The organism is Flavobacterium bizetiae (assembly GCF_902804475.1).
Taxonomy (GTDB): domain Bacteria; phylum Bacteroidota; class Bacteroidia; order Flavobacteriales; family Flavobacteriaceae; genus Flavobacterium; species Flavobacterium bizetiae.
In genome coordinates this window covers 1-22,279 of sequence record NZ_CADCSU010000084.1, presented here as the reverse complement: position 1 = coordinate 22,279, position 22,279 = coordinate 1, and the positions used below count along the sequence as shown (strand labels likewise).

At 32.0% G+C, this 22,279-nt stretch carries 20 protein-coding genes and 1 tRNA gene; all 21 read left to right on the top strand.

All coding sequences use genetic code 11. The features are described from left to right. Positions 1 to 59 precede the first annotated feature (59 nt). Positions 60 to 557 carry a thiol peroxidase gene (gene tpx / locus FLACOL7796_RS10200; protein ID WP_173970691.1) on the top strand — a complete coding sequence of 166 codons (498 nt, stop codon included), beginning with the start codon at positions 60 to 62 and terminating at the stop codon, positions 555 to 557. Positions 558 to 566: 9 nt separating this feature from the next. Then, positions 567 to 941 (top strand): diacylglycerol kinase family protein, encoded by a 375-nt coding sequence (locus FLACOL7796_RS10195; RefSeq protein ID WP_173970690.1) that lies wholly within the window; start codon positions 567 to 569, stop codon positions 939 to 941. A 17-nt stretch (positions 942 to 958) separates the two neighbouring features. Beyond that, the gene (locus FLACOL7796_RS10190) at positions 959 to 3,406 is read left to right on the top strand and encodes a DNA translocase FtsK (RefSeq protein ID WP_173970689.1); all 2,448 of its coding nucleotides are present in this window, start codon (positions 959 to 961) and stop codon (positions 3,404 to 3,406) included. A 5-nt stretch (positions 3,407 to 3,411) separates the two neighbouring features. Further along, positions 3,412 to 4,104 carry a LolA family protein gene (locus FLACOL7796_RS10185; protein WP_394367907.1) on the top strand — a complete coding sequence of 231 codons (693 nt, stop codon included), beginning with the start codon at positions 3,412 to 3,414 and terminating at the stop codon, positions 4,102 to 4,104. An 8-nt stretch (positions 4,105 to 4,112) separates the two neighbouring features. Further along, positions 4,113 to 5,567, top strand: coding sequence for an LptF/LptG family permease (locus tag FLACOL7796_RS10180; RefSeq protein WP_173970688.1), 1,455 nt, complete (start codon positions 4,113 to 4,115; stop codon positions 5,565 to 5,567). Between the two features lie 2 nt (positions 5,568 to 5,569). Beyond that, complete coding sequence (ribB, locus tag FLACOL7796_RS10175) at positions 5,570 to 6,703, top strand: 3,4-dihydroxy-2-butanone-4-phosphate synthase (protein ID WP_173970687.1); 1,134 nt, start codon at positions 5,570 to 5,572, stop codon at positions 6,701 to 6,703. Position 6,704: 1 nt separating this feature from the next. Further along, on the top strand, positions 6,705 to 7,103 hold the full coding sequence (locus FLACOL7796_RS10170) for an acyl-CoA thioesterase (RefSeq protein ID WP_173970686.1): 399 nt from the start codon (positions 6,705 to 6,707) through the stop codon (positions 7,101 to 7,103). 139 nt (positions 7,104 to 7,242) lie between these two features. Continuing rightward, a tRNA-Ser gene (locus FLACOL7796_RS10165) sits at positions 7,243 to 7,327 on the top strand. 272 nt (positions 7,328 to 7,599) lie between these two features. After that, positions 7,600 to 8,844, top strand: a complete 1,245-nt coding sequence (locus FLACOL7796_RS10160) for a site-specific integrase (protein ID WP_173970685.1) — start codon at positions 7,600 to 7,602, stop codon at positions 8,842 to 8,844. A gap of 52 nt (positions 8,845 to 8,896) precedes the next feature. Beyond that, on the top strand, positions 8,897 to 9,676 hold the full coding sequence (locus tag FLACOL7796_RS10155; RefSeq protein ID WP_173970684.1) for a hypothetical protein: 780 nt from the start codon (positions 8,897 to 8,899) through the stop codon (positions 9,674 to 9,676). 85 nt (positions 9,677 to 9,761) lie between these two features. After that, positions 9,762 to 10,031: a MerR family transcriptional regulator gene (locus FLACOL7796_RS10150; RefSeq protein WP_173970683.1), complete on the top strand. Its 270-nt coding sequence runs from the start codon at positions 9,762 to 9,764 to the stop codon at positions 10,029 to 10,031. 199 nt (positions 10,032 to 10,230) lie between these two features. Then, entirely contained in the window at positions 10,231 to 10,650 is a 420-nt protein-coding gene (locus tag FLACOL7796_RS10145; RefSeq protein WP_173970682.1) for a hypothetical protein, read from the top strand. 637 nt (positions 10,651 to 11,287) lie between these two features. Next, on the top strand, positions 11,288 to 11,986 hold the full coding sequence (locus tag FLACOL7796_RS10140) for a hypothetical protein (protein WP_173970681.1): 699 nt from the start codon (positions 11,288 to 11,290) through the stop codon (positions 11,984 to 11,986). 609 nt (positions 11,987 to 12,595) lie between these two features. After that, positions 12,596 to 14,323, top strand: coding sequence for a type I restriction-modification system subunit M (locus tag FLACOL7796_RS10135; RefSeq protein WP_173970680.1), 1,728 nt, complete (start codon positions 12,596 to 12,598; stop codon positions 14,321 to 14,323). After that, positions 14,323 to 15,504, top strand: coding sequence for a PD-(D/E)XK nuclease family protein (locus FLACOL7796_RS10130; RefSeq protein WP_173970679.1), 1,182 nt, complete (start codon positions 14,323 to 14,325; stop codon positions 15,502 to 15,504). Before FLACOL7796_RS10135 ends, FLACOL7796_RS10130 begins: the two co-directional genes overlap by 1 nt. 8 nt (positions 15,505 to 15,512) lie before the next feature. Beyond that, complete coding sequence (locus FLACOL7796_RS10125; RefSeq protein ID WP_173970678.1) at positions 15,513 to 16,811, top strand: restriction endonuclease subunit S; 1,299 nt, start codon at positions 15,513 to 15,515, stop codon at positions 16,809 to 16,811. 10 nt (positions 16,812 to 16,821) lie between these two features. After that, a complete protein-coding gene (locus tag FLACOL7796_RS10120; protein ID WP_173970677.1) occupies positions 16,822 to 17,013 on the top strand; it encodes a hypothetical protein in 192 nt (63 codons plus the stop codon). Positions 17,014 to 17,330: 317 nt separating this feature from the next. Beyond that, on the top strand, positions 17,331 to 17,858 hold the full coding sequence (locus tag FLACOL7796_RS10115; RefSeq protein ID WP_173970676.1) for a hypothetical protein: 528 nt from the start codon (positions 17,331 to 17,333) through the stop codon (positions 17,856 to 17,858). A gap of 3 nt (positions 17,859 to 17,861) precedes the next feature. Further along, the gene (locus tag FLACOL7796_RS10110; protein WP_173970675.1) at positions 17,862 to 18,524 is read left to right on the top strand and encodes a hypothetical protein; all 663 of its coding nucleotides are present in this window, start codon (positions 17,862 to 17,864) and stop codon (positions 18,522 to 18,524) included. Then, complete coding sequence (locus tag FLACOL7796_RS10105; protein WP_173970674.1) at positions 18,497 to 21,529, top strand: type I restriction endonuclease subunit R; 3,033 nt, start codon at positions 18,497 to 18,499, stop codon at positions 21,527 to 21,529. The genes FLACOL7796_RS10110 and FLACOL7796_RS10105 overlap by 28 nt, the downstream gene beginning before the upstream one ends. Before the next feature lie 30 nt (positions 21,530 to 21,559). Continuing rightward, the coding region (locus FLACOL7796_RS10100) for a hypothetical protein (protein ID WP_173970673.1) at positions 21,560 to 22,279 on the top strand (720 nt) is incomplete at its 3' end.

Sequence of the window (22,279 nt, the reverse complement as noted above, 5' to 3'; positions counted from 1 at the left end):
TACTTTTAGATTCAAATATTAATCCTTACTTTTGAACCTCATTAATTTAAACAAACATCATGGCTTCAATAACATTAGGAGGAAATCCGGTACATACTTCAGGTGAATTACCAGCAGTTGGTTCTCAACTAGCTGATTTCAAATTAGTACAAAACGATCTATCTGTTGCTTCACTGAGTAACTTTGCTGGAAAAAAATTAGTTTTAAACATTTTTCCAAGTGTTGATACAGGAACTTGCGCAACATCTGTTAGAAAATTCAACCAAAGTGCAAGCGGTTTAGAAAACACAACTGTATTATGTATTTCTAGAGATTTACCATTCGCTCAAAAACGTTTTTGTGGAGCTGAAGGATTAGAAAATGTAGTAAACTTATCTGATTTTCAAGCTGGAGCTTTTGGTAAAGCAAACGGTTTAGAAATCGTTGACGGACCTTTAGCAGGTTTACATTCAAGAGCAATTATTGTTGTGGATGAAAACGGAAAAATTACTCATACAGAACAAGTTGCTGAAATCGCAAACGAGCCAAATTACGAAGCAGCTTTAGCAGCACTATAATACCTATAAATGGAATTTCAAAAAGATAATACTTTTGTTACTGGCCGTTTAAAAAGCATGACGTATGCGTTTAACGGAGCTGTAAAATTGATTCGAACAGAACACAGTATAATGGTGCAATTCTCATTGGGAATTGCAATGACCATTGCTGGATTCTATTTTCATATTTCACAAACCGAATGGCTGTGTCAAACACTTGCAATTGGTTTGGTTTTAAGTGTTGAAGGCTTGAATACAGCAGTTGAAAAAATTGCTGATTTTATTCATCCGGATTACAGCAAACGAATCGGATTTATTAAAGATATTGCTGCAGGAGCGGTATTTTTTGCCGCAATGACAGCAATAGCAATAGGCTTGATCATTTATATCCCAAAATTTACATAGGCAACAGGAACGCAAGAATGGCAAAAACAACCAAAAAGGAAACTGTAGACAAAAAAAACGCACCAAAAACTGAGACCCTAAGGTCCTGGAGACCCAACAAACAACAACGTTTTGTTTTGGGTTGCCTTTTGGTACTATTTTCTATCGCATTATTAGTTGCATTTATTTCTTTTTATGTAAATGGACAATGGCAAACAGACCAAAGTGCGGTAAGCCAGCTTGGCGATCGCTCTGAAGTAGTACAAAACTGGCTCGGAAAATTCGGGGCCTTTCTTGCTGATCTCATCGTATATAAAGGTTTCGGAATTGCATCTTTTATATTAGTGCGCCTTTTTTTCTTAACAGGAATGTTTCTAGCCCTGGAACTTTCGACCAAAAAGCTAAAAGGCATTTGGTTCTGGGATTTATTTGCCATTATTATTGTTTCGGTCCTATTTGGATTTTTCGCCACGTCGGCCCCTGAACTAGGGGGAACAATTGGATATGAACTGAATTTATTTCTTCAGGATTACATCGGAAAAACAGGAACTTTACTGACCCTTCTTTTTGGATTAATCATTTATCTGATTTTTAAAATTAAATTATCTCCGGAGAAAATTCAATCTTATTTTGATTCTACTAAAAAAGAATTCAAATCAGAATTAGGCTCTCTAAAACCACAACAAGCAGAAAGCGCTTATAATTTGGAAGAATTTGCAATTGAGGAAGATCCTGAATTAGATAATATTCATTTAAAATCTAATGATAGCCAATTCGAAATCAACAAAGAAGCCTTAAAGCCTACCATCAATCATTCCTCTGAAATTGATTTGAATCCGGTTGTAAAACCAGTTCAAATGGATATCAAACCAACAAGTGTTGCCCCTATCCTGCACACGGAAGAGTTTGTTATCGAAAAAGCAGAAGAAGAAGATATTATTGAAGAAAACCTGGCCTCTCGCCTTGTGGCTGATTTTGGTTTATTCGATCCTACTTTGGATTTATCGAATTATAAATTCCCAACCATCGATTTATTAAAAGAATACTCCACTGGTGGAATTACGATCAATCAGGAAGAATTAGAAGAAAACAAAAACAAAATTGTAGATACGCTTCGTAACTACAAAATAGAAATTGCCCAGATTAAGGCAACGGTTGGTCCATCGGTAACCCTATACGAAATTGTACCCGAAGCAGGTATTCGAATCTCTAAAATTAAGAGTTTAGAAGATGATATTGCCCTATCACTTTCGGCATTAGGAATTCGTATTATTGCGCCAATTCCAGGAAAAGGAACTATTGGTATCGAGGTTCCAAACAAGAACCCTACAATGGTTTCGATGAAAAGCGTTATTGGTTCTGCCAAATTCCAGGAAGCCGAAATGGAATTACCAATTGCTTTAGGAAAAACAATTTCAAACGAAACCTTCGTTGTCGACTTAGCCAAAATGCCTCACTTACTTATGGCCGGAGCTACAGGACAAGGAAAATCTGTTGGATTGAATGCTGTTTTAACTTCGCTTTTATACAAAAAACACCCAGCCGAAGTAAAATTTGTTTTGGTTGATCCTAAAAAAGTAGAGCTTACATTATTCAATAAAATTGAAAGACATTATCTAGCCAAACTTCCAGATACTGACGACGCTATTATTACTGACAATGCAAAAGTGGTCAATACCTTAAATTCACTTTGTGTTGAAATGGATAATCGTTATTCATTACTAAAAGATGCAATGGTTCGTAATATTAAGGAATACAACGAGAAATTCAGAGCAAGAAAATTAAATCCTGAGGCGGGACATCGCTTCTTACCTTATATTATATTGGTAGTCGATGAGTTCGCCGATTTGATTATGACCGCCGGAAAAGAAGTCGAAATTCCTATTGCCCGTTTGGCTCAATTGGCGCGTGCCATTGGTATTCACTTAATTATTGCCACTCAAAGACCATCTGTAAACGTTATTACAGGTTTAATTAAGGCGAATTTCCCTGCCAGAATTGCTTTTAGAGTAACATCAAAAATTGACTCGAGAACGATTCTTGACACCCAGGGAGCCGATCAGTTAATTGGTCGTGGAGATTTATTATATACCAACGGAAATGATGTGGTTCGTGTACAATGTGCATTTATCGACACGCCTGAGGTAGAAAAAATTACGGATTTTATTGGTTCTCAAAAAGCATATGCCACAGCTTATTTGCTTCCGGAGTTTATTGGAGAAGAAACTGGCATTAATCTTGATATGGATATTTCCGAAAGAGACACCTTATTTAGAGAAGCTGCTGAGATTATTGTCAATGCGCAACAAGGTTCGGCTTCATTATTGCAAAGAAAATTAAAATTAGGTTACAACAGGGCCGGTCGTTTGATCGATCAGCTGGAAGCAGCTGGAATTGTTGGACCATTTGAAGGCAGTAAAGCAAGAAGTGTAAACATATCTGACTTAAGTGCTCTTGATCAATTTTTTAATAATGAACAAAATTAATCCCCATGAGAACAAAAATTCAGGAAATCCAAAACAATTCTATTACTAAGATGACGAAAAAGTGCTTTCAAATGGCAGCTATTTTGCTTTTGAGCTTCACTTCTATTCAGGCTCAGGATAAAAAAGCCAAAGATTTATTGAACGAAGTAACGGCTAAAATAAAGAGTTACGACAATATTGTTATTGATTTTAAATATTCTTTGAATAACGCCAAAGAAAACATCAACCAGGACAGTAAAGGAAACGTAACGATGAAAGGCAATCAATATGTATTGAATTTTATGGGTGTTACTAAAATTTTTGATGGTCAGAAAACATATACAATTGTTCCTGAAGACGAAGAAGTTACCGTTTCTAAAGTAAACGAAAAAGACGATGCTGCAATTACGCCTTCAAAAATGCTTACGTTTTTTAATTCCGGATACAAATACAACATGGATATTGTACAAAACGTAAAAGGAAGAAAAATTCAATACATAAAATTAGCTCCTACAAGCGCAAAAGATCAAAGAAAAGAAATCCTTTTAGGTATTGATGTTCAGACAAAACACATCTATAATTTAATTGAAACTGGTAAAAATGGAACAAAAACCACTTTAACCGTTAATTCTTTTAAAACCAATCAGCCTTTATCAAAAAATCAATTTACATTTGTAGCGAGCAAATATCCAAAATACTACATCAACAAATTAGATTAATTACAAGGTTGAAAATTTTAGACAAATACTTACTAAAAACATTCCTGATTACATTTACTACGGTATTTGTAATCCTTTTTTTTATATTCATACTTCAAACTGTCTGGCTCTTTATATCTGAGCTTGCAGGAAAAGATCTGGATTTAATTCTGGTTGTAAAATTCCTGTTATTCTCGATGCCGCGTATCATTCCGCTGGTTTTACCACTGTCGGTTTTATTGGCCTCGATTATGACTTTTGGAAACTTAGCCGAAAACTACGAGTTTGCCGCTATGAAATCTTCAGGGATATCGCTTCAAAGAGCGATGAGAGGTTTAATTGTCTTTATTTTTGTTTTAAGCATCGTCGCGTTTTGGTTTGCCAATAACGTGATTCCATATGCTGAATATAAATTCATGAATTTCAGAAAAAATATCGCTCAGGCCAAGCCCGCAATGGCTATTGCCGAAGGTCAGTTTAGCGATGTTGGTTTTTATAACATAAAAGTTAATAAGAAATCAGGTGAAAACGGGAATATCTTAACTGGTGTTACCATTCACGAAAAACCTAATAATGTCGGTGAAAACAAAACTGTTATTAAGGCAAAAGATGGAAAACTGATCAGTAGCGAGAAATCCAGTATCTTAAAACTGGTTTTAAACGATGGCTATTATTATCAGGATGTCACACCTACAAAATATGAAGACCGTGCGAAGTTGCCTTTTGTAAAAGCAGCTTTTAAAAAGCAGGTCATTAATATTGATTTATCTGAACTAAACAAAGTCGACGAAGACAAAGAAAGTGTTGGGAGTACCAACGCAATGCTAAACGTAAACGAATTGCGTTATACTCTGGATTCTTTGAATAAAAATCTGGACAATGAAATTGTTTCTTTTTCAGAAAATATCAATCAGCGTGTTGGAATTAGAAAAGCACCAATTGCTGTAAAAGCAGATAAAAAGAAAAAGCCATTACCAAGCAATCCTTTATCTTTATATACCACAAAACAAAAATCAGATATCTTAAAGATGGCCAGTAGCAATGTTACCAGCAACATCTACTCGATTGAAACTACTCAAAAAGATCTAAAAGACAAACAACGCGACATCAATAAACATTTAACGGCTTTATACGAAAAGTTTGTTATCGCCTTTGCATGTTTTTTAATGTTTTTTATTGGAGCTCCATTAGGTGCTATTATTAGAAAAGGAGGACTTGGTTTACCAATTGTTTTCGCGGTTTTAATTTTTATTACTTTTCACTTTATCAATACTTTTGGTAAAAGACTCTCCCAGGAAGGCGGAATGTCTCCGTTTATGGGTTCATGGATGTCTTCTTTTGTATTATCGCCATTGGCTATATTATTAACCTATCGTGCTACAAACGACAACGGATTAATCAATTTTGATGCGATTACTACTCCAATTTCACAACTATTCCAAAAAATTTCCGAGCGGTTCTTTCCTGCTCAAAATCAAAAATAATTATGTCAACAACAAAAATACAACTCAATACCATTGAAGAAGCTATAGAAGATATTCGTCAAGGTAAAGTAATCATTGTAGTGGATGATGAAGATCGTGAAAATGAAGGTGATTTTTTGGCTGCAGCCGAAAAAGTAACACCGGAAATGATCAATTTCATGGCTACTCACGGACGTGGACTCATTTGCGCTCCACTAACTGAAAGCCGTTGTAAAGAATTAGATTTAAGACCAATGGTTACCAATAATACAGATCATATGGAAACTGCTTTTACAGTTTCTGTAGATTTGAAAGGACATGGAGTAACAACCGGAATTTCTGCCTCTGACAGATCTAAAACAGTATTAGCATTAACAGATCCTAATGTAAAGCCACACGAACTGGCAAGACCGGGGCACATTTTTCCTTTGGTTGCAAAACAAGGTGGTGTACTTAGAAGAACTGGTCATACAGAAGCCGCAATTGATTTTGCAAGATTAGCCGGATTTAAATCGGCTGGTGTAATTTGCGAAATTCTAAATGAAGACGGAACCATGTCGCGTTTACCAGAACTTGTAAAAGTGGCTAAGAAATTTAATTTAAAATTAGTTTCGATTGAAGATTTAGTAGCCTATAGAATGCAACACGATAGCCTTATCGTTAAAAAAGAAGATTTTGATATCCAGACCCGTTTTGGAACTTTTAGACTAAGAGCTTACGAACAAACGACAAATAAACAAATTCATATTGCTTTAACAAAAGGGACCTGGAATCTTGGAGAATCAATTTTGACAAGAATCCACTCTTCTCAGGTAAATAACGATTTATTAGGAACTTTAACCAACAATGCTGAACAACAATTAGACGGCATGTTTAAAGTTATCAATGAAAACGGAAAAGGTGCTGTAATTTTCATCAATCAGGATATGCAGGCGGTAAACTTGCTAAGCCGTATCTCTGAACTTAAAGCATTACAGGCTCAAGGGACAATGAAAGCGCCAAAAGTAATCATTGATAGTAAGGATTACGGAATTGGAGCTCAAATTTTGCATGATATCGATATTTCTAAAATTAGACTGGTATCAAACACAGAGCAAACTAAGCGTGTGGGAATGATTGGATACGGACTTGAAATTACAGAATACGTAAGTTATTAATATGGGAACTTTAGAAGAAAGAATTAAAAAATCAGAGACGCATATATTCAAAGCCGTTTTTCCGAGTACAACAAACCATTATGACACTTTGTTTGGCGGAACTGCGCTTCATCTTATGGACGAAGTAGCTTTTATTTGCGCCACGCGTTTTAGCCGTAAAAAAGTAGTTACCATATCAACTGGCCAAATTGACTTTAAAAAAGCAATTCCAGCGGGAACTTTAATCGAATTAGTTGCAAAAGTTGATAGCGTTGGAAGAACGAGTTGTAAAATTCATGTCGATATTTTTATGGAACAAATGTATTCGGAACTTCGCGAAACGGTAGTGTCAGGAACTTTTTCATTTGTTGCAGTGGATGAAAATAAAAAACCAACTCCAATTTTAGACGATTTAGATTAATTTTTAAAAAAAATAATTTTCAGGAATACTGATAATTAGACACTTAAAAATTAAATAAAAAAAAGCGCTAAAAAAGTTTTTATAATCGGAAAAGCGCACTATATTTGCACTCGCAATCAGCAAATGATCGCGACATACTGGAGAAATGGCAGAGCGGTCGAATGCGGCAGTCTTGAAAACTGTTGACTGTAACAGGTCCGGGGGTTCGAATCCCTCTTTCTCCGCTGAAAGCACCTCATTGAGGTGCTTTTTACATTTCCATACTTTCCCTACTTTACAAAATCCTATATTTTACAGCACTTACCAGTCGTTTTGATTTAAATCACTAAATGAGTTCATTTTCATTTTAACCTTTAAATCGTATCCGACAAGTACCCTATTTGGCACCCTGAGAATGAACCCTCAAACTAGGGTACCAAAAAGTTGACAATTGTTAACAATCACGGGGGCTTGGAAACTTTCAATAGTACGTTTGCAGTAATTTAAAAACGGAAATATGAAAAAACTAAAAGTGAGCTTCTATTTGAAAGGAGACAAAAAAAATCAAAGTGGAGAAACGGCAATCTATGCCAAAATTTATCTCGGAAATCTCTATTCAACATTTTCAACTTCTAAGTACATTTTACAGGAACGTTGGTCTAAAACCAACAGTCTTCGAAATGTGGTTAGAGTTGATTATGAAATTAACCTGAAGAATTATTTAAAATCTCTAGTTGATGGCATTGAAAGTAAGTATCATGAACTTATAAAGGCTAACATTGAGAATGTAGAAATAACTCCATTATATTTAAAAAATTATTGCTTTAACGAAAAACCAGAACACAAAATATCCTTATTAGAAATTGTTGCAAATCATAATGAGTATTTTAAAAAACAAGTAAACAAAGGTGACCGTGCTAAGGGTTCGTTAGAAAAATATGAACGAATGGTAAGTGTTATCCTTGATTATCTACAATCTAAACACAAAACAAAAGACATTCAATTTGATAAAATCAATAGACAATTTGTTTATGGTCTCGATGAGTTTTTAAGATTTGAAAGAATACATGGTAAGAATAAAGGCTTAGGAAATAATACTACTGTAAAATACCTTAGAAACATTTCTTCAATGATTAATCATGCAATAACAATTGGATTGGTAACTAATAATCCTTTTTCAATATATGATGGCAAATTAAAAGATATTGACACTACATTTTTGACACTGGAAGAATTGAGAACTATAGAAAACAAAAAGTTTTCAAATCGAAGATTGGATGTAACACGAGATATATTCTTATTCAGTTGCTATACTAGTTACGCTCCTATTGATGTGATGAACCTACGTCAAGGTAATTTCAACCTAGATAATGATTTAGACAGTTGGATTCAAACTAAAAGACAAAAGACAGGAGTAAAAACAAATGTTTTAGTTATTCCTCCACTGCAACGTATTATAGACAAATATAAAGATGACCCAGAGTGCGCAGAGGAAAATAGATTGGTACCAAATCGAAGTAACTCAAATATGAATGCTTATCTCAAGGAAATTGCTGATTTGTGTGATATTGATAAAAATCTGACATGGTATGTTGGAAGACATACTTTTGCTACAACAGTTGCTTTAGCAAATGGCATACCAATGGAAGTCATAAGTCAAATCATGGGACATAAGCGTATATCACAAACGCAACATTACGCACAGCTACTTGACGGTACCGTTAAAAAACATATGAAAAATTTAATACAAGAATTTGACTAAATAGATTTAAAATGTAAATTTGAAAGCCAACATTTGTTGGCTTTTACTATTTATGGAAAATACACACAGGTACACAATTAGCAACATAATTGGAATAATTGAACATACTTCAATGCCAACTAGTTATTTAGTAACCAAAAAAGCTGGAATCACTGGAGCCATAAACGACGATTCAATAGAAGAATACTATGAAGAATTATTTAATAATTTCCAAAACCTTTTAAATATTGAAAGACTTGAAAAATCCGACATTATTACAATTCATAATTATTTAACTGAAGCCAAAGTAGCAAAAGCAATTTTAGAAGAGAATTTTAAAGTTTATACACATAATTACAACAGTTCGCTTTATGAAAATTTGTTTTCCTACGAGAAAAATTTATATGCACATAACAAATTAGCATTTTCTCTGAAAATAGAAACATTATCCCTTATTGTCAATTCTTTAAACCAAGAGATAAGCTTTTTAAACTTTACTCCAACTACTGGTTCTAAAAAGGATTTAATTGACTTAAATACCGCATTCAAGACCGATAATTCAGAAAAAGCAACATTTAATTTAAGCAAAAAAGAATCGATAATGCTTATTTATATCCTTGAAAAATCAAATTTTCTCAATTTTCAAAATGAAGAGCAAAGGCGCAGATTTATTGAAGAAAATTTTTGTTTTACAGAAATGCGAGATAATAATGACAAAGGAAAATCACTTCCTATGAAAGATGTAAGTAGCGAAATATCAAAATTAAAAAGTTATAGTGATGCTGAATCAAACAATAAAGTTTTAAGAAAGTTAATAGACAAACTTGAATCTCTTGATTCATATAAGTTTTAATTTATAGTTGACAATTGTTAACTACTGAATTTAATTATCAACTTTTGGAATTTCCTTTGTAGTGTCAAAATTAAACAATGATATTATGAAAGAAACAAATGAAATCATCACACCAATTATTAAGCTATTAGAAGAACTCAAATCCAAAATGGAGACAATAGAAACTCCAAAAAGATTTTATCGAAATAAGCATCTTAAAATGCATTACGGACTAAGCGACAATACTATTATTAGCTATCGCGATAACAATATTCTACCATTTACAAAACTGGGAGAAATCTATTTTTATCCAGTTGATAAAATTGATGAGATACTCAATAATAATAGCAATTTCAGTCTCTTGAAAAGGATTTAACCTTCAAGAAATCTTCAATCTCAAACTCAAAATATCGAATTAGCTAATCGATTAAAGATTGAAAAAACTCCAGAGATTTTCTTCTCTAGCAAATCAATAAAAATTATAATTTTTAAAATCTATTAAAATATAGACAGGAAAAGAACTGTCTAATCTTAACGTATAACATTAAAAAAATAAAATAAATATGGCAAAAAATATGAAGAAAGTAAAATTAACAAATGAAGAATTGAACTATTTATACAATCTAATTTCGGAGATAAATAGCAAACTAGGATTGATTAGAAACGATGAAAGCTTTGAAGACGCAATGGAAGGAGGAATACGAGGTTTGCTTTTTTTTATTCTAGCATCCTTAACTTATCCTGAGTCTAAAGAATACTTATTACATGATGATGGTAAAAGGGAAGTTTTAAGTACTGTTCAATTCTCAAATGAGGAGAGATTTTTTATAATTAAAATACTTGAAGATGAAGAATTTAAAAATGAAAATCTATCTAAAGATATCATTCTAAAAATCTTAAAGAAATTTAAAAAAATACAACCTAAATTCATTGGTCATAAATCAGTTCAACAAGATATCAGTGAATTACCTCATTATCTATTCGATTCTGAATAGATAAAACAATTAAAAGTTTAACATAAACCTTTTATATCCAGCAATTGGGTACAAAACTTTCTATGAATTAAATTACGGAGGAGGGTGAGCGGAATTGGGGGGTGGCAATTGAACGTAGCCAAAACTTGTCTTTTAGTTGAGATATTGTTTTGACTAAAAAAAGCAAAGCTCCCCAACGTTGATATTATTCTTTTAGAAAGAAAAAATAAAATACTAAGCAGAATATTGAGTTGAAGTTTGTTTTCCTAAAATTAATTCTAACAAACTATGATTAGGTCAATCGCGTCGCAATTCAAGTACGTTGATGTTATTCTATTTTTAGTTGAATTAATTGAAATAATTGAAAACTAAATTGATTGTTATTTCTCTAGAAGAATAAAAAAAACAAATAAAGCCTGTTAGCTTGCTGAGCATGAATATAATAGTTAGCACTAGTTTTATTTTAATATTTATTCTTATTTATTATAGTAATAGTCTAATAGATAGAGTATCATCCAACATCCCCCTGCTTTAATAACAATACAACCATGCTCATTTAGCATCAGGTGGCTGTTGTCATAACATCATGCCCCTGCTTCCAAAACAGCAACACCTGCTGAAATAAAACAAGTAAAAAACATTTAAAATCAAATAAATTATGAAAGAAAAACAAAAGAAAAACTTCGTAAAAGTATCGTACAATTTACTAGCGACAACAAAACTATCTTCAACCCAAAAATTATTTGTATCCTACATCCTAGGATGGCAAAAGAATGGGAAAGTGTGTTTCGAAACTAATAACACTTTAGCTTCAAAATTCGGAAAAAAATACGGAGGTATCAGGTCAGTTTTAAGAGAGTTAAACAAGCATGATTTTTTCAAATCAGTTAAAAAAGATTATGATGAAAAAACAGGCACCTCTGGACATGAAATTACGGTTAACATTGATAAACTTGATGCTTTTTTAGCTGATGAAACATCAATTCAAAATATTAATTCAACTGAACAAGAAGTAAATCAGACTATTACATCAAAGGATTCTCAAAACGAGGATTCAAATGAAGAAGTTAGCGATTACAATATAGAAACCAACACAAGAAAACTAAGTGAAAGCATACTAACTAAACATCAATTGGGTGACACAATTTCAGTGTATGATATTTTAGGTCAACTAGGATATGAAGAACCAGATGATGTTCTTGATTTCATTCATAAAGCAAATTCAACTTCAATGGACTTTCAAAAATTCATCTCCATTTCTAAAAACCTTCATATCGAAAAACAACATCATGATTATAAAGGAATTATAATTTCGGATAAAGTCTTGACAAAAATCAACAAAATGATTCAAGTTTAAAAAAGTAAATTTTCTGGAAGATTAAGGCTGAAAAAGTTAATACCCATTTAACTCAATTAAGCCTTAATAAGCCAGTCAATAATTTTGAATTAAGATTTTTATCTCACCTTGAACCAATACCTACCCCCTCCTAACACTAATGACTACACCTTCCCCCGTTTCTTAATTCTAATTTATAGATATGCCTATGTTACCCGCCCGTCAGATACCCTAACACCATGTCTGAAAAAGCCAGGCACGAATGTCCGTTCAATTTTTTTTTTATTTTTTTGGCTGGATTTTTTTGAACAATTTATTGGTTAATGAATGTTCCACTATAGTTGAATTTGATTCCCTTTTGGTACTATAATAAGATAATTGCTCCTGCAAGCGTTATATCATGCAAATCAAAAAAGGCTGTTTTTAGCAATTATAAGCCGTTTTATTCAAGTACATTCAATTGTCCCTTATCACTCACGTCATTTTTCACAAAAAAATCCTATTTTTAATTCGTTATTTTAATTACTTTTAGCCAAAAGTTACATTGTTTAATGTAGATTTTAGTCATAAAATACATTAATCAATGTATTAAATTTAGCATTGAATACCATTATCTATCCAAATTAATAAATGAAAAACATTAAAGAATCAGCCAATTTTATTTGGTCAATTGCTGACCTATTAAGAGGTGATTACAAACAGAGTGATTACGGGAAAGTGATACTACCGCTAACCGTATTGAGAAGATTGGATTGTGTTTTGGAATCCTCAAAAGAAGCGGTTCTAAAAAAAAACGAACAATTAAAAAACACAGGAATTGAAGACTTTGATTTGCTACTTAACAAAGCTTCAGGGTATAAATTTCACAATAGAAGCAATTTTACTTTTGACAAATTAATTGCTGACCCAAATAATATTGCTTTAAATTTAAGAAACTACATCAACGGTTTTTCTGAAGATGCCAGAGAAATTATTGAACAATTTGAGTTTGAAAACCAAATAAATAAAATGGATGACAACAACTTGTTATTCATGGTCATCAAACGATTTCAAGAAATAGACCTACATCCAGACCGTATCTCTAGTATGGAAATGGGGTACATGTTTGAAGAATTAATCAGGAAATTTGCGGAGATTTCTAATGAAACCGCTGGAGAACATTTTACACCTCGTGAGGTTATCAAACTGATGGTTAATATCTTGTTCTTGAACGATAGAGATATTTTGACCAAAAAAGGAATAACTAAAACCATTTACGATTGCTGTGCTGGAACAGGTGGAATGTTATCTGTTGCCGAGGAGTATTTGAACGAACTTAATCCAGATGCTCGATTAGAAGTATTTGGACAAGAACTGAATCCAGAATCATACGCAATCTGTAAATCAGATTTATTGATTAAAGGACAAAATGCGTCCAACATTAAAAAAGGGAATAGCATCTCTGAAGATAAATTATCCAAAGAAAAGTTTGATTATTTAATTACCAACCCTCCATTTGGGGTAAAATGGGAAAAATTTGCAAAACCTGTAAAAACAGAACACGAACAATTAGGACATGGCGGACGTTTTGGTGCTGGATTACCTTCTGTAGGTGATGGTTCTTTTTTATTCTTAATGCACCTAATGAGCAAAATGAAACGTCCTGAAGATGGTGGTTCTCGTTTGGCATTAGTATTCAACGGTTCACCGCTCTTTTCTGGTTCTCCTAGTAAAACTAAAAATGAAACTAGTATTCGTCAATGGATTATAGAAAATGACCTATTGGAAGCTGTAATTGCATTGCCTAACCAATTGTTCTATAATACTGGAATTTCAACTTACGTTTGGGTGATATCCAATCACAAGCCTAAAGAACGAAAAGGAAAAGTTCAACTGATTAATGCGGTCGATTTCTCTAAAAAAATGAGTAAATCCTTAGGTAATAAACGAAATGAAATAACCAAAAAACAAATTGCTGAAATTACCGAAATCTATGGTGAGTTCAAAGCCAACGAATACTCTAAAATATTCGACAATAAAGCATTTGGGTATGCTAAAGTAACCGTAGAACGACCAGAACGCAATTCAAAAGGCGAGGTCATAACCGATAAAAAAGGAAATCCAAAAGCAGATTCCTCTTTACGTGATACTGAGAATATTCCGTTGACAATGGGTTTTCAAGAGTATATGCAAAAAGAAGTTTTACCACATGTTCCCGATGCTTGGATAGACGACAGTAAAACAAATATTGGTTATGAAGTGAATTTTACCAAATATTTCTATCAATACAAGCCATTACGTTCTTTTGATGAAATTCGAAAGGACATTATGGCAATTGAGAAAGAAACGGATGGTTTACTTAAAAAAGTTATTGGATAATGATTGATTTTGAAAAAGCTATTGAAGGCGTTGCTTTGAGATTAGGTACTTTGCCTGAACAAAAACCTAAAAATCTGTTTGATATTTTAGGTGTTCGCAATAAAGAAACTATCAATTCAAAGATATTAGGTTATTTCTTAGATGTGAATGAAACTCATGGACTACAATCCTTGTTTTTTGATAGTTTAAAGACAATCATTGAGGAAAAATCGTATTCAAGTACCGAATTTCTTGAATGTTTTAACGGTGAATTTAAAGTTATCAATGAAGATACTACCAATTTTGCCGAAAATGAAACAAAAAAACGAATTGATATTTCATTAATGGGGAATGATAAATGGGGAATTATTATCGAAAATAAACTTTACCATGATGTTGTAAATCCATTAAAAGCTTATTGGGAACATACTCAAAAAACGTGTGGTGATAGCATTATTGGTGTGCTTTTAACCCTTTTCAATCTTGATTTACAAGACGACAAACTGGAAATAGACGTTAAAGGTAGAAAAGTTACCTATCTAAACATTACGCACAAAGAATGGGTAGAAGAAATACAAAAACAACTTAATATAGGAGAAGTTCAAAACTTAGAAGGGCTTCTTTATTTAAAAGAATACATCAAAACAATTCAATCGCATTACAATTCAAAAATGGAAGAATCAACCTACAACGCACTTGCATTTTCCATAACCAAGCATCGAAAAGAAATTGAAGAGATTCAACATAAAATTGCACAAACCACTAAGTTTATCGACCAACAAATAAATGAAGCTTTTGCAATATTTGGTTATGAAAAAAAAGGTAATTGGTACACAAATATAGATGCAATATATCCAGTATATTTTTATGTAACCAATGCAACAGAAATTTTAATGCAAAACAAACTTTGGTTTACTTTAGAAGTTCGAAATGAAATAAATAAAAAGCTAAGAGAAAACAATAGCCAAAAAGCAATAGAACCCTATTTTCAGCCTATAACTGCTATGTATAAAAATGTGTGTGTAGGAAATCAAAGTGGAAAAAACCATACACATATAACCATAGCAACTATTGAAAATGCAATCAATGAAAATAACGATTTCAAAACTGTTTTAATAGAAATATTAGGTAATTGTTTCATGGGGGAAAAAGGTTTGGTAAAAGAAACTGAAAATTTTATACAATCTCACAATCTTTTATAAAGAAAATTATGAAGAAATACGATAATTATAAAGATTCTGGTATTGATTGGATTGGGAATATTCCTTCTGGTTGGTCATGTACTAAATTAAAATTTCATACAAAAAAAATAATTGATGGTGCGCATTTTACACCAACTTATATTGAGAAATCAAAAGATTCTATCCCTTTTTTAAGAGTAACAGATTTACATTCAAAAGAAATTTTACTTGATGAAGTAAAGTATATCCCATTATCTGAACATCAGGAATTGATTAAACGGTGTAATCCAGAAATAGGGGATTTATTACTGTCAAAAAACGGAACAATTGGTTTAATGAAGATTATTGATTGGGATTGGGAATTCAGTATTTTTGTTAGTTTATGCTTATTGAAATTTGAAAAAACTTTATTGAATAAATTCTTTTATTATTTTTTTGAAAGCAATATTGTAGACCGTCAATTATTTGAAAGCAGTCAAAAAACATCAGTTTCGAATTTGCATTTAGAAAAAATAAAAGAGCTAAGACTTACGTTACCCTCAATAAATGAACAACTTAACATATCAAACTACCTAGACCATAAAACTGCCCAAATTGACACTTTAATTGCTAAAAAAGAGCAGTTCATTAGTTTATTACAAGAAGAACGTACCGTTGTAATCAATCAAGCTGTTACCAAAGGTTTAGACCCAAAAGTAAAGATGAAAGATTCTGGTATTGAATGGCTAGGAGAAATACCTGAGCATTGGGAGTTGAAGAAGTTGAAGTATTTATGCCAAATCATAAGTGAAAAATCTTCTGACAAACCAGACTATGTGTTGGCTCTAGAAAATATTAAAAGTTGGACTGGCGAAATAGTTGGAAATCCTTATGAAAACAAAATGGAAGGAGACGTTAATTTATTCAAAGAAAATGATATTCTTTTTAACAAATTAAGACCTTATCTTGCTAAAGTTATAAAAACAGAAACTGATGGTGGATGTGTTGGTGAATTGTTAGTTCTAAGGGCTAATCATTTTTTAACACCTACTTTTTTATATTACAGAATGATTTCAGAGGCTATTATAACAATTGTAGACAACTCAACTTATGGTACAAAAATGCCTAGAGCAAGTTGGGACAAATTCATTAGTTTAATTGGGGTTGGATTCCCTACAATTGATGAGCAAAATCAAATTACAAATTACATAAGTCGTAAAATCTCTGATATTTCTTCGCTAATTTCAAAAGCGGAACAAGAAATCGAATTATTAAAAGAATACAAAACGGCTTTGATAAGCGAAGTGGTTACTGGTAAGGTTGATGTTAGGGATGTGATTTTAAATTAATTATTTTATTATGGATGTAAAAGAAAATCAAATATTAGAGTACATCAACAGTGAAGGATTTGTTTCAGTTACAAAAGACTCACCAGCTGATGAGCAAGCTTTCATTAGAAAGTTAAAAGCTTTTGGACTTCTTGATAATCATAAAAACATTCATCAATATCACCCGACGTCTATTTTTACAAACACTATAATTCATTATTAGTCTGGGAAGGTAAAATTGAAGAATATCAATTTGAAGACAAATCAGCAACTTCAATTGTAAATAATTTTAACGTCAATACTATTTCGCAATTCAATCAAAATTCGAATCAAATTAGCTTTGAACAGATTAATAATCCTATTTTCATTGAATCTTTAAAACAAGAATTGAGTGAGGAACAGCTTGAAATAATAAAAGGGCTCGTTCAAAGTAAATCTGACAAAAAAACTATTATCCAAACAATTGGAGGTTTTGGAAAAGATATTTTATCAAATATAATTGCGAATGTTTTAACTAATCCGAGTTTGTATGTATAGTCAATGAAAGATAAAGTTACCTTATCGGAATATATACATCCCAAAATGGATATTTTGTTTGTTGCATTAAATGCACCTGAGAACTCCAATATGAATAAGCATTGGTTTACTAATAATTTATCTTTTTGGAATTTACTATTTCGAGCAAGGCTCATTACTATACCAATATTAAATAAATTGGAAGCAGACGAAACTGTTTTTGGCAGTACTAAAATAAATTTCAAAAATTGGTCAATTGGAGTTACCGACCTTAACAGAAAAATTGTTGAAACAAATAGTAAAAATGTTGAAGTAAATTCTACAGATGTAAAACGAATTATGGAAATTTTAAAAACTAATCAAGTTTCAAAATTGTGTTTAATGCATAGTAATGTAGGAGTCGCTTTTAGGAATTTTGCTTCAGAAATTCATTTTAATAGTAATAGATACGGAAAAATCGGTCAATGGGAAAATACAGAAATATTTGAAGTTCCATTTCATAACGCTTCAATAGCAGACAAGGAAAAATATTACACAATGCTAACTCAGTAATACATGGAAGCATTAAGAAAAAGGGTAAATGATATTATTGAAATATGTTGGGAAAGTTTTTCAGCAAAAATTGGTTGTGGCTTAATTGTAATTAATAAGGAAGCTTCAATGCAATTGAACTTTGCTTACCTTCTTAAAAACACAATTGATTTAGCCATTCATCATGAAGATGAAAAAATTACTATTGAACTAGAAACTACTATACCCGTTAACGGTAAAACTAAAGAATGTGATATTGTAATTAAAATTGAAAAAGCTGATTCTACATTTTATCTTCCAATTGAAATGAAGTGTTATAAAAAATTAGCTTCAAGTGGTGGAAAGCGTGGAGCCTTAGATGTCTTTTTTAAAGATGTTCATACCGATATCGAGTTATTAGAATCCTATTCCAAAAAAGAAAACTTTTTGATGGGAATAATGTTAGTAATGACAGATTTTAGAACAGCAATATTTCCCAAAAAGAAGACTGGCAAATTTTGGGATTACGATATTTCTCATGGAAGTGAAATAAAAGGGACTATCATCAAGAACACAGCAATTGGAGGTTTTGAGGTAAATATTAAAATTGATGGCGATTACAGTTTCGACTGGAAGGAATACAATAATTTTTATTTTTTAAAATTAGAAACTAACTTACAATGGCAAAAGGAATACATACAGAACTAACCTTTGAAAGAGCAATTGAAGAATCTTTATTGCAAGACGGAGGTTATACAAAAGGTTATTCAGAAGATTTTGATGCACAAACTGGATTATTTCCTTCTTATATCATCAACTTTCTTAAAGAATCACAACCTATCTTATGGGCAAAAATTGCTAATATCCATAAAGACGAAGTAGATAAAAAAGTAATTCAACGATTAATCAAAGAAATAGATTTACGTGGTATTCTGGATGTTATCCGTAATGGCTTTGCTGATTATGGAGTAAAGTTTCAAATGGCATTTTTTAAGCCTGAAAGCACCTTAAATCCTGATGCCGAAATATTATACAATAAGAATAATTTATCCGTAACCAGACAGGTTTATTATGAGCGTGTAGGTAAAAACTCGCTTGATATGGTATTTGCTTTAAACGGGCTTCCAATTGCAACCGTTGAGCTTAAAAATCAATTTTCGGGACAATCTGTAGAAAATGCCAAAAAGCAGTATGTTTATGACCGAGAACCAAACGAACCAATTTTTTTATTCAAGAAAAGAAGTTTAGTTCATTTTGCAGTTGATGCTGATGAATGTTATATGACCACTAAGTTAGATGGGAATCGTACTCGTTATTTGCCCTTCAATTTAGGAAGTAATAATGGTGCTGGAAATCCATTGAACAAACATGGTTATCGTACATCATATTTATGGGACAAACTTGCTGATGGAAACGCTGGAGTTTGGACAAAAGACAGTTTCATGGACATCATCGGTAAATTCCTTCACCTAAGTGTTGAAGAATTTGAATTAAACGGAATTAAAAAGAAAAAGGAAAGCATCATTTTTCCAAGGTTTCACCAGATGCAAGTAGTTAGAAAAGCTACTGATGATGCTAAATTATATGGAGCGGGAAAAAATTACCTAATTCAACATTCAGCTGGTTCAGGGAAATCAAATTCAATAGCATGGTTAAGTTATCGATTATCAAGTTTACATGATGAAAACAATGCACGAATTTTTGATTCTGTTATTGTAATCACTGACCGTAAAGTATTAGATTCTCAATTACAAAATACTATTTATCAGTTTGAGCATAAAGATGGTGTTGTTAAAAAAATTGATAAAGACTCTCAACAACTAGCTGATGCTTTGACGGCTGGTTCCAATATTATCATTACTACCTTACAGAAATTTCCATTTATTTTAGAAAAAATTGGAGAAATTCCAGCTAGAAAATACGCTGTAATCATTGATGAAGCGCATTCTTCTCAAGGTGGTGAAGCTACTAAGAAAATGAAAGAAGTATTGTCTGCTAAATCACTAGAGCAAGCTGAAAAAGACGAAGCTTATACAGGTCTGGAAGAAGATGCTGAAGATGAAATCAGAAAATCAATGTTGGCTCGTGGAAAACAAGATAATTTAAGTTTCTTTGGATTTACAGCTACACCAAAACACAAGACGATTGAAGTATTTGGCACAAAAGGTAGCAATGGAAAACCAGAGCCATTTCATTTATATTCTATGAAACAAGCTATTGAAGAGGGTTTTATTTTGGATGTACTAAAAAACTACACAACTTACAAAACCTATTTCAAACTATCCAAAGAAATTGAGGATGACCCTAAAGTAAATAAGAAAAAAGCATCCAGAGCCATTGGACGTTTTATGTCATTACACCCGCATAACTTAGCGCAAAAAACAGAAGTAATGGTGGAACACTTCAGACAAGTTGTTTCAAAAAAAATTGGAGGAAAAGCAAAAGCGATGGTAGTGAGTAGCTCACGTTTACATGCTGTACGCTACAAAGAAGAATTTGACAAATACATAACAGAAAAAGGATATACTGATGTAAAAACCATTGTCGCCTTTTCTGGAAAAGTGATGCACGATGCTTCACCCGAAGGAGTAACAGAAGTTGAACTAAATGGTTTTTCGGAAAAAATGTTACCAGCTAAATTTGCATCTGATGAATATCAATTGTTATTAGTTGCTGACAAATATCAAACAGGTTTTGACCAGCCTTTGTTACATACGATGTATGTTGATAAAAAATTATCTGGAGTAAAAGCAGTACAAACACTATCAAGATTAAACAGAATGTGTGCTGGTAAAGAAGATACTTTCGTACTTGATTTTGCAAATGACAACGAAGATATTTTAAATTCATTTCAACCGTATTATGAATTAACATCTATCATTGAAAATTCTGACCCCAATCATTTGTACGACTTAAAAGCACAAATAGATGCATCACAAATCATTTGGCAATCTGAGGTTGATAATTTTTGTAATGTGTATTTTAAATCCGCTAAAACTCTAACTGTTTCAGACCAAAAGAAGTTGTACGCTTTTATAGACCCAGCCATTGACCGATTCAAAAAACTGCCAAAAGAAAAGTCAAAAGAAAACACCATTGGAACAGAAATAACACAAGAGGATTTGAAAAATACTTTGCAAGTATTCACAAGAACTTATTCTTTCTTGACTCAAATTATGCCGTTTTCTGATATTGATTTAGAGAAGTTATTTACTTATACACGCTATTTGATTAAGAAACTACCTCGAACCAATCAAGATGAAAAGTTTAAGTTAGGTGATGAAGTTTCACTAGAATATTATAGACTTCAAAAGATTGCAGAAAACAATATCGTAATGGAAGAACGAGGGGTTTATGAGTTAGAAGGCGGTGGTTCGGCTGGAATACGAATGAGTCAAGAGGAAGAAACTGCTTTGTCAGAAATCATAAATGTGCTAAACAAACGATTTGGAACAGAATTCAGTACTGCTGATAAACTTTATTTTGACCAAATCTATGAAGAATTAATTGCGGACGACAATCTAGCTCTTCAAGCCCAATCTAATACAATGGAAAATTTTAAATACGGTTTTGAAGATAAATTCATGGATACAACTATTAGCAGAATGGAGCAAAATCAGGATATTTTCACTAAAATGATGAATGATAAGGAATTCGGAAATATTGTCAGAGATTATATGTTGAAGAAAGTTTATCAACAGTTTAGAAAATAAGAAAACAAAAACATTATTGTAGAGGATAAAATGATAAATAAAGATATTCGTTTAGCAAAAGTTTTAAGAGAATTAAATGTTCCACTTGTAAGAGCCATTAGTTTTTTGAAATCTAAACATATAACCGTTGAACCAAATCCTAATTCAAAAATAAATATTTATGCATATAATTTATTAGTAGATGAATTTTGCAGTGATAATCTACTAAAAACAAACACGAGGTCAATATTGCTTGATGAAAAAGAAAATACTGACCCTGTTCAAACCTTTAGCTACCATACTAAACTAATTTTAAATGAACATAGGGAGTTCAGAATTTTTGAACAAAAAGAAAAAATTACGATATTAAAAGATAAATTAACTGGGATAACTTATGTTTCTAAAAAATTATCAAAATTAATTGGTGAGAATGTTCTAATGCAGGTTTCTTCATTAGAAAACTATGATAAACCTATGTTTAAGTATAGTGTTTTAAATGATTTTTTAGAAGATGAAGAATATGAATTTGGAATTGTAGATAAAAAAGACAAAGGTTTTGTTATTGAAAACTCTGAAGATTATACTTCATTTATTCCTTTATCATATGAGAAATTTATAATTAATGGGGGAAAAATAAAACTAACTGTTGAAAGGATAGATAAAGAAAAAAATCATTTGATTTTTCAATCAAAAGAAGCTTTCAATAGAGCATTGTTTACATCAGATAATAGCACAAAGAATGCAAATAATTTATTTACATTAGGAGAGAAG

Bases quoted from the DNA above. Each gene is read 5' to 3' on its own strand.
- tpx (WP_173970691.1), top strand. From the start codon at position 60: ATGGCTTCAATAACATTAGGAGGAAATCCGGTACATACTTCAGGTGAA.
- FLACOL7796_RS10195 (WP_173970690.1), top strand. From the start codon at position 567: ATGGAATTTCAAAAAGATAATACTTTTGTTACTGGCCGTTTAAAAAGC.
- FLACOL7796_RS10190 (WP_173970689.1), top strand. From the start codon at position 959: ATGGCAAAAACAACCAAAAAGGAAACTGTAGACAAAAAAAACGCACCA.
- FLACOL7796_RS10185 (WP_394367907.1), top strand. From the start codon at position 3,412: ATGAGAACAAAAATTCAGGAAATCCAAAACAATTCTATTACTAAGATG.
- ribB (WP_173970687.1), top strand. From the start codon at position 5,570: ATGTCAACAACAAAAATACAACTCAATACCATTGAAGAAGCTATAGAA.
- FLACOL7796_RS10170 (WP_173970686.1), top strand. From the start codon at position 6,705: ATGGGAACTTTAGAAGAAAGAATTAAAAAATCAGAGACGCATATATTC.
- FLACOL7796_RS10160 (WP_173970685.1), top strand. From the start codon at position 7,600: ATGAAAAAACTAAAAGTGAGCTTCTATTTGAAAGGAGACAAAAAAAAT.
- FLACOL7796_RS10155 (WP_173970684.1), top strand. From the start codon at position 8,897: ATGGAAAATACACACAGGTACACAATTAGCAACATAATTGGAATAATT.
- FLACOL7796_RS10150 (WP_173970683.1), top strand. From the start codon at position 9,762: ATGAAAGAAACAAATGAAATCATCACACCAATTATTAAGCTATTAGAA.
- FLACOL7796_RS10145 (WP_173970682.1), top strand. From the start codon at position 10,231: ATGAAGAAAGTAAAATTAACAAATGAAGAATTGAACTATTTATACAAT.
- FLACOL7796_RS10140 (WP_173970681.1), top strand. From the start codon at position 11,288: ATGAAAGAAAAACAAAAGAAAAACTTCGTAAAAGTATCGTACAATTTA.
- FLACOL7796_RS10135 (WP_173970680.1), top strand. From the start codon at position 12,596: ATGAAAAACATTAAAGAATCAGCCAATTTTATTTGGTCAATTGCTGAC.
- FLACOL7796_RS10130 (WP_173970679.1), top strand. From the start codon at position 14,323: ATGATTGATTTTGAAAAAGCTATTGAAGGCGTTGCTTTGAGATTAGGT.
- FLACOL7796_RS10125 (WP_173970678.1), top strand. From the start codon at position 15,513: ATGAAGAAATACGATAATTATAAAGATTCTGGTATTGATTGGATTGGG.
- FLACOL7796_RS10120 (WP_173970677.1), top strand. From the start codon at position 16,822: ATGGATGTAAAAGAAAATCAAATATTAGAGTACATCAACAGTGAAGGA.
- FLACOL7796_RS10115 (WP_173970676.1), top strand. From the start codon at position 17,331: ATGAAAGATAAAGTTACCTTATCGGAATATATACATCCCAAAATGGAT.
- FLACOL7796_RS10110 (WP_173970675.1), top strand. From the start codon at position 17,862: ATGGAAGCATTAAGAAAAAGGGTAAATGATATTATTGAAATATGTTGG.
- FLACOL7796_RS10105 (WP_173970674.1), top strand. From the start codon at position 18,497: ATGGCAAAAGGAATACATACAGAACTAACCTTTGAAAGAGCAATTGAA.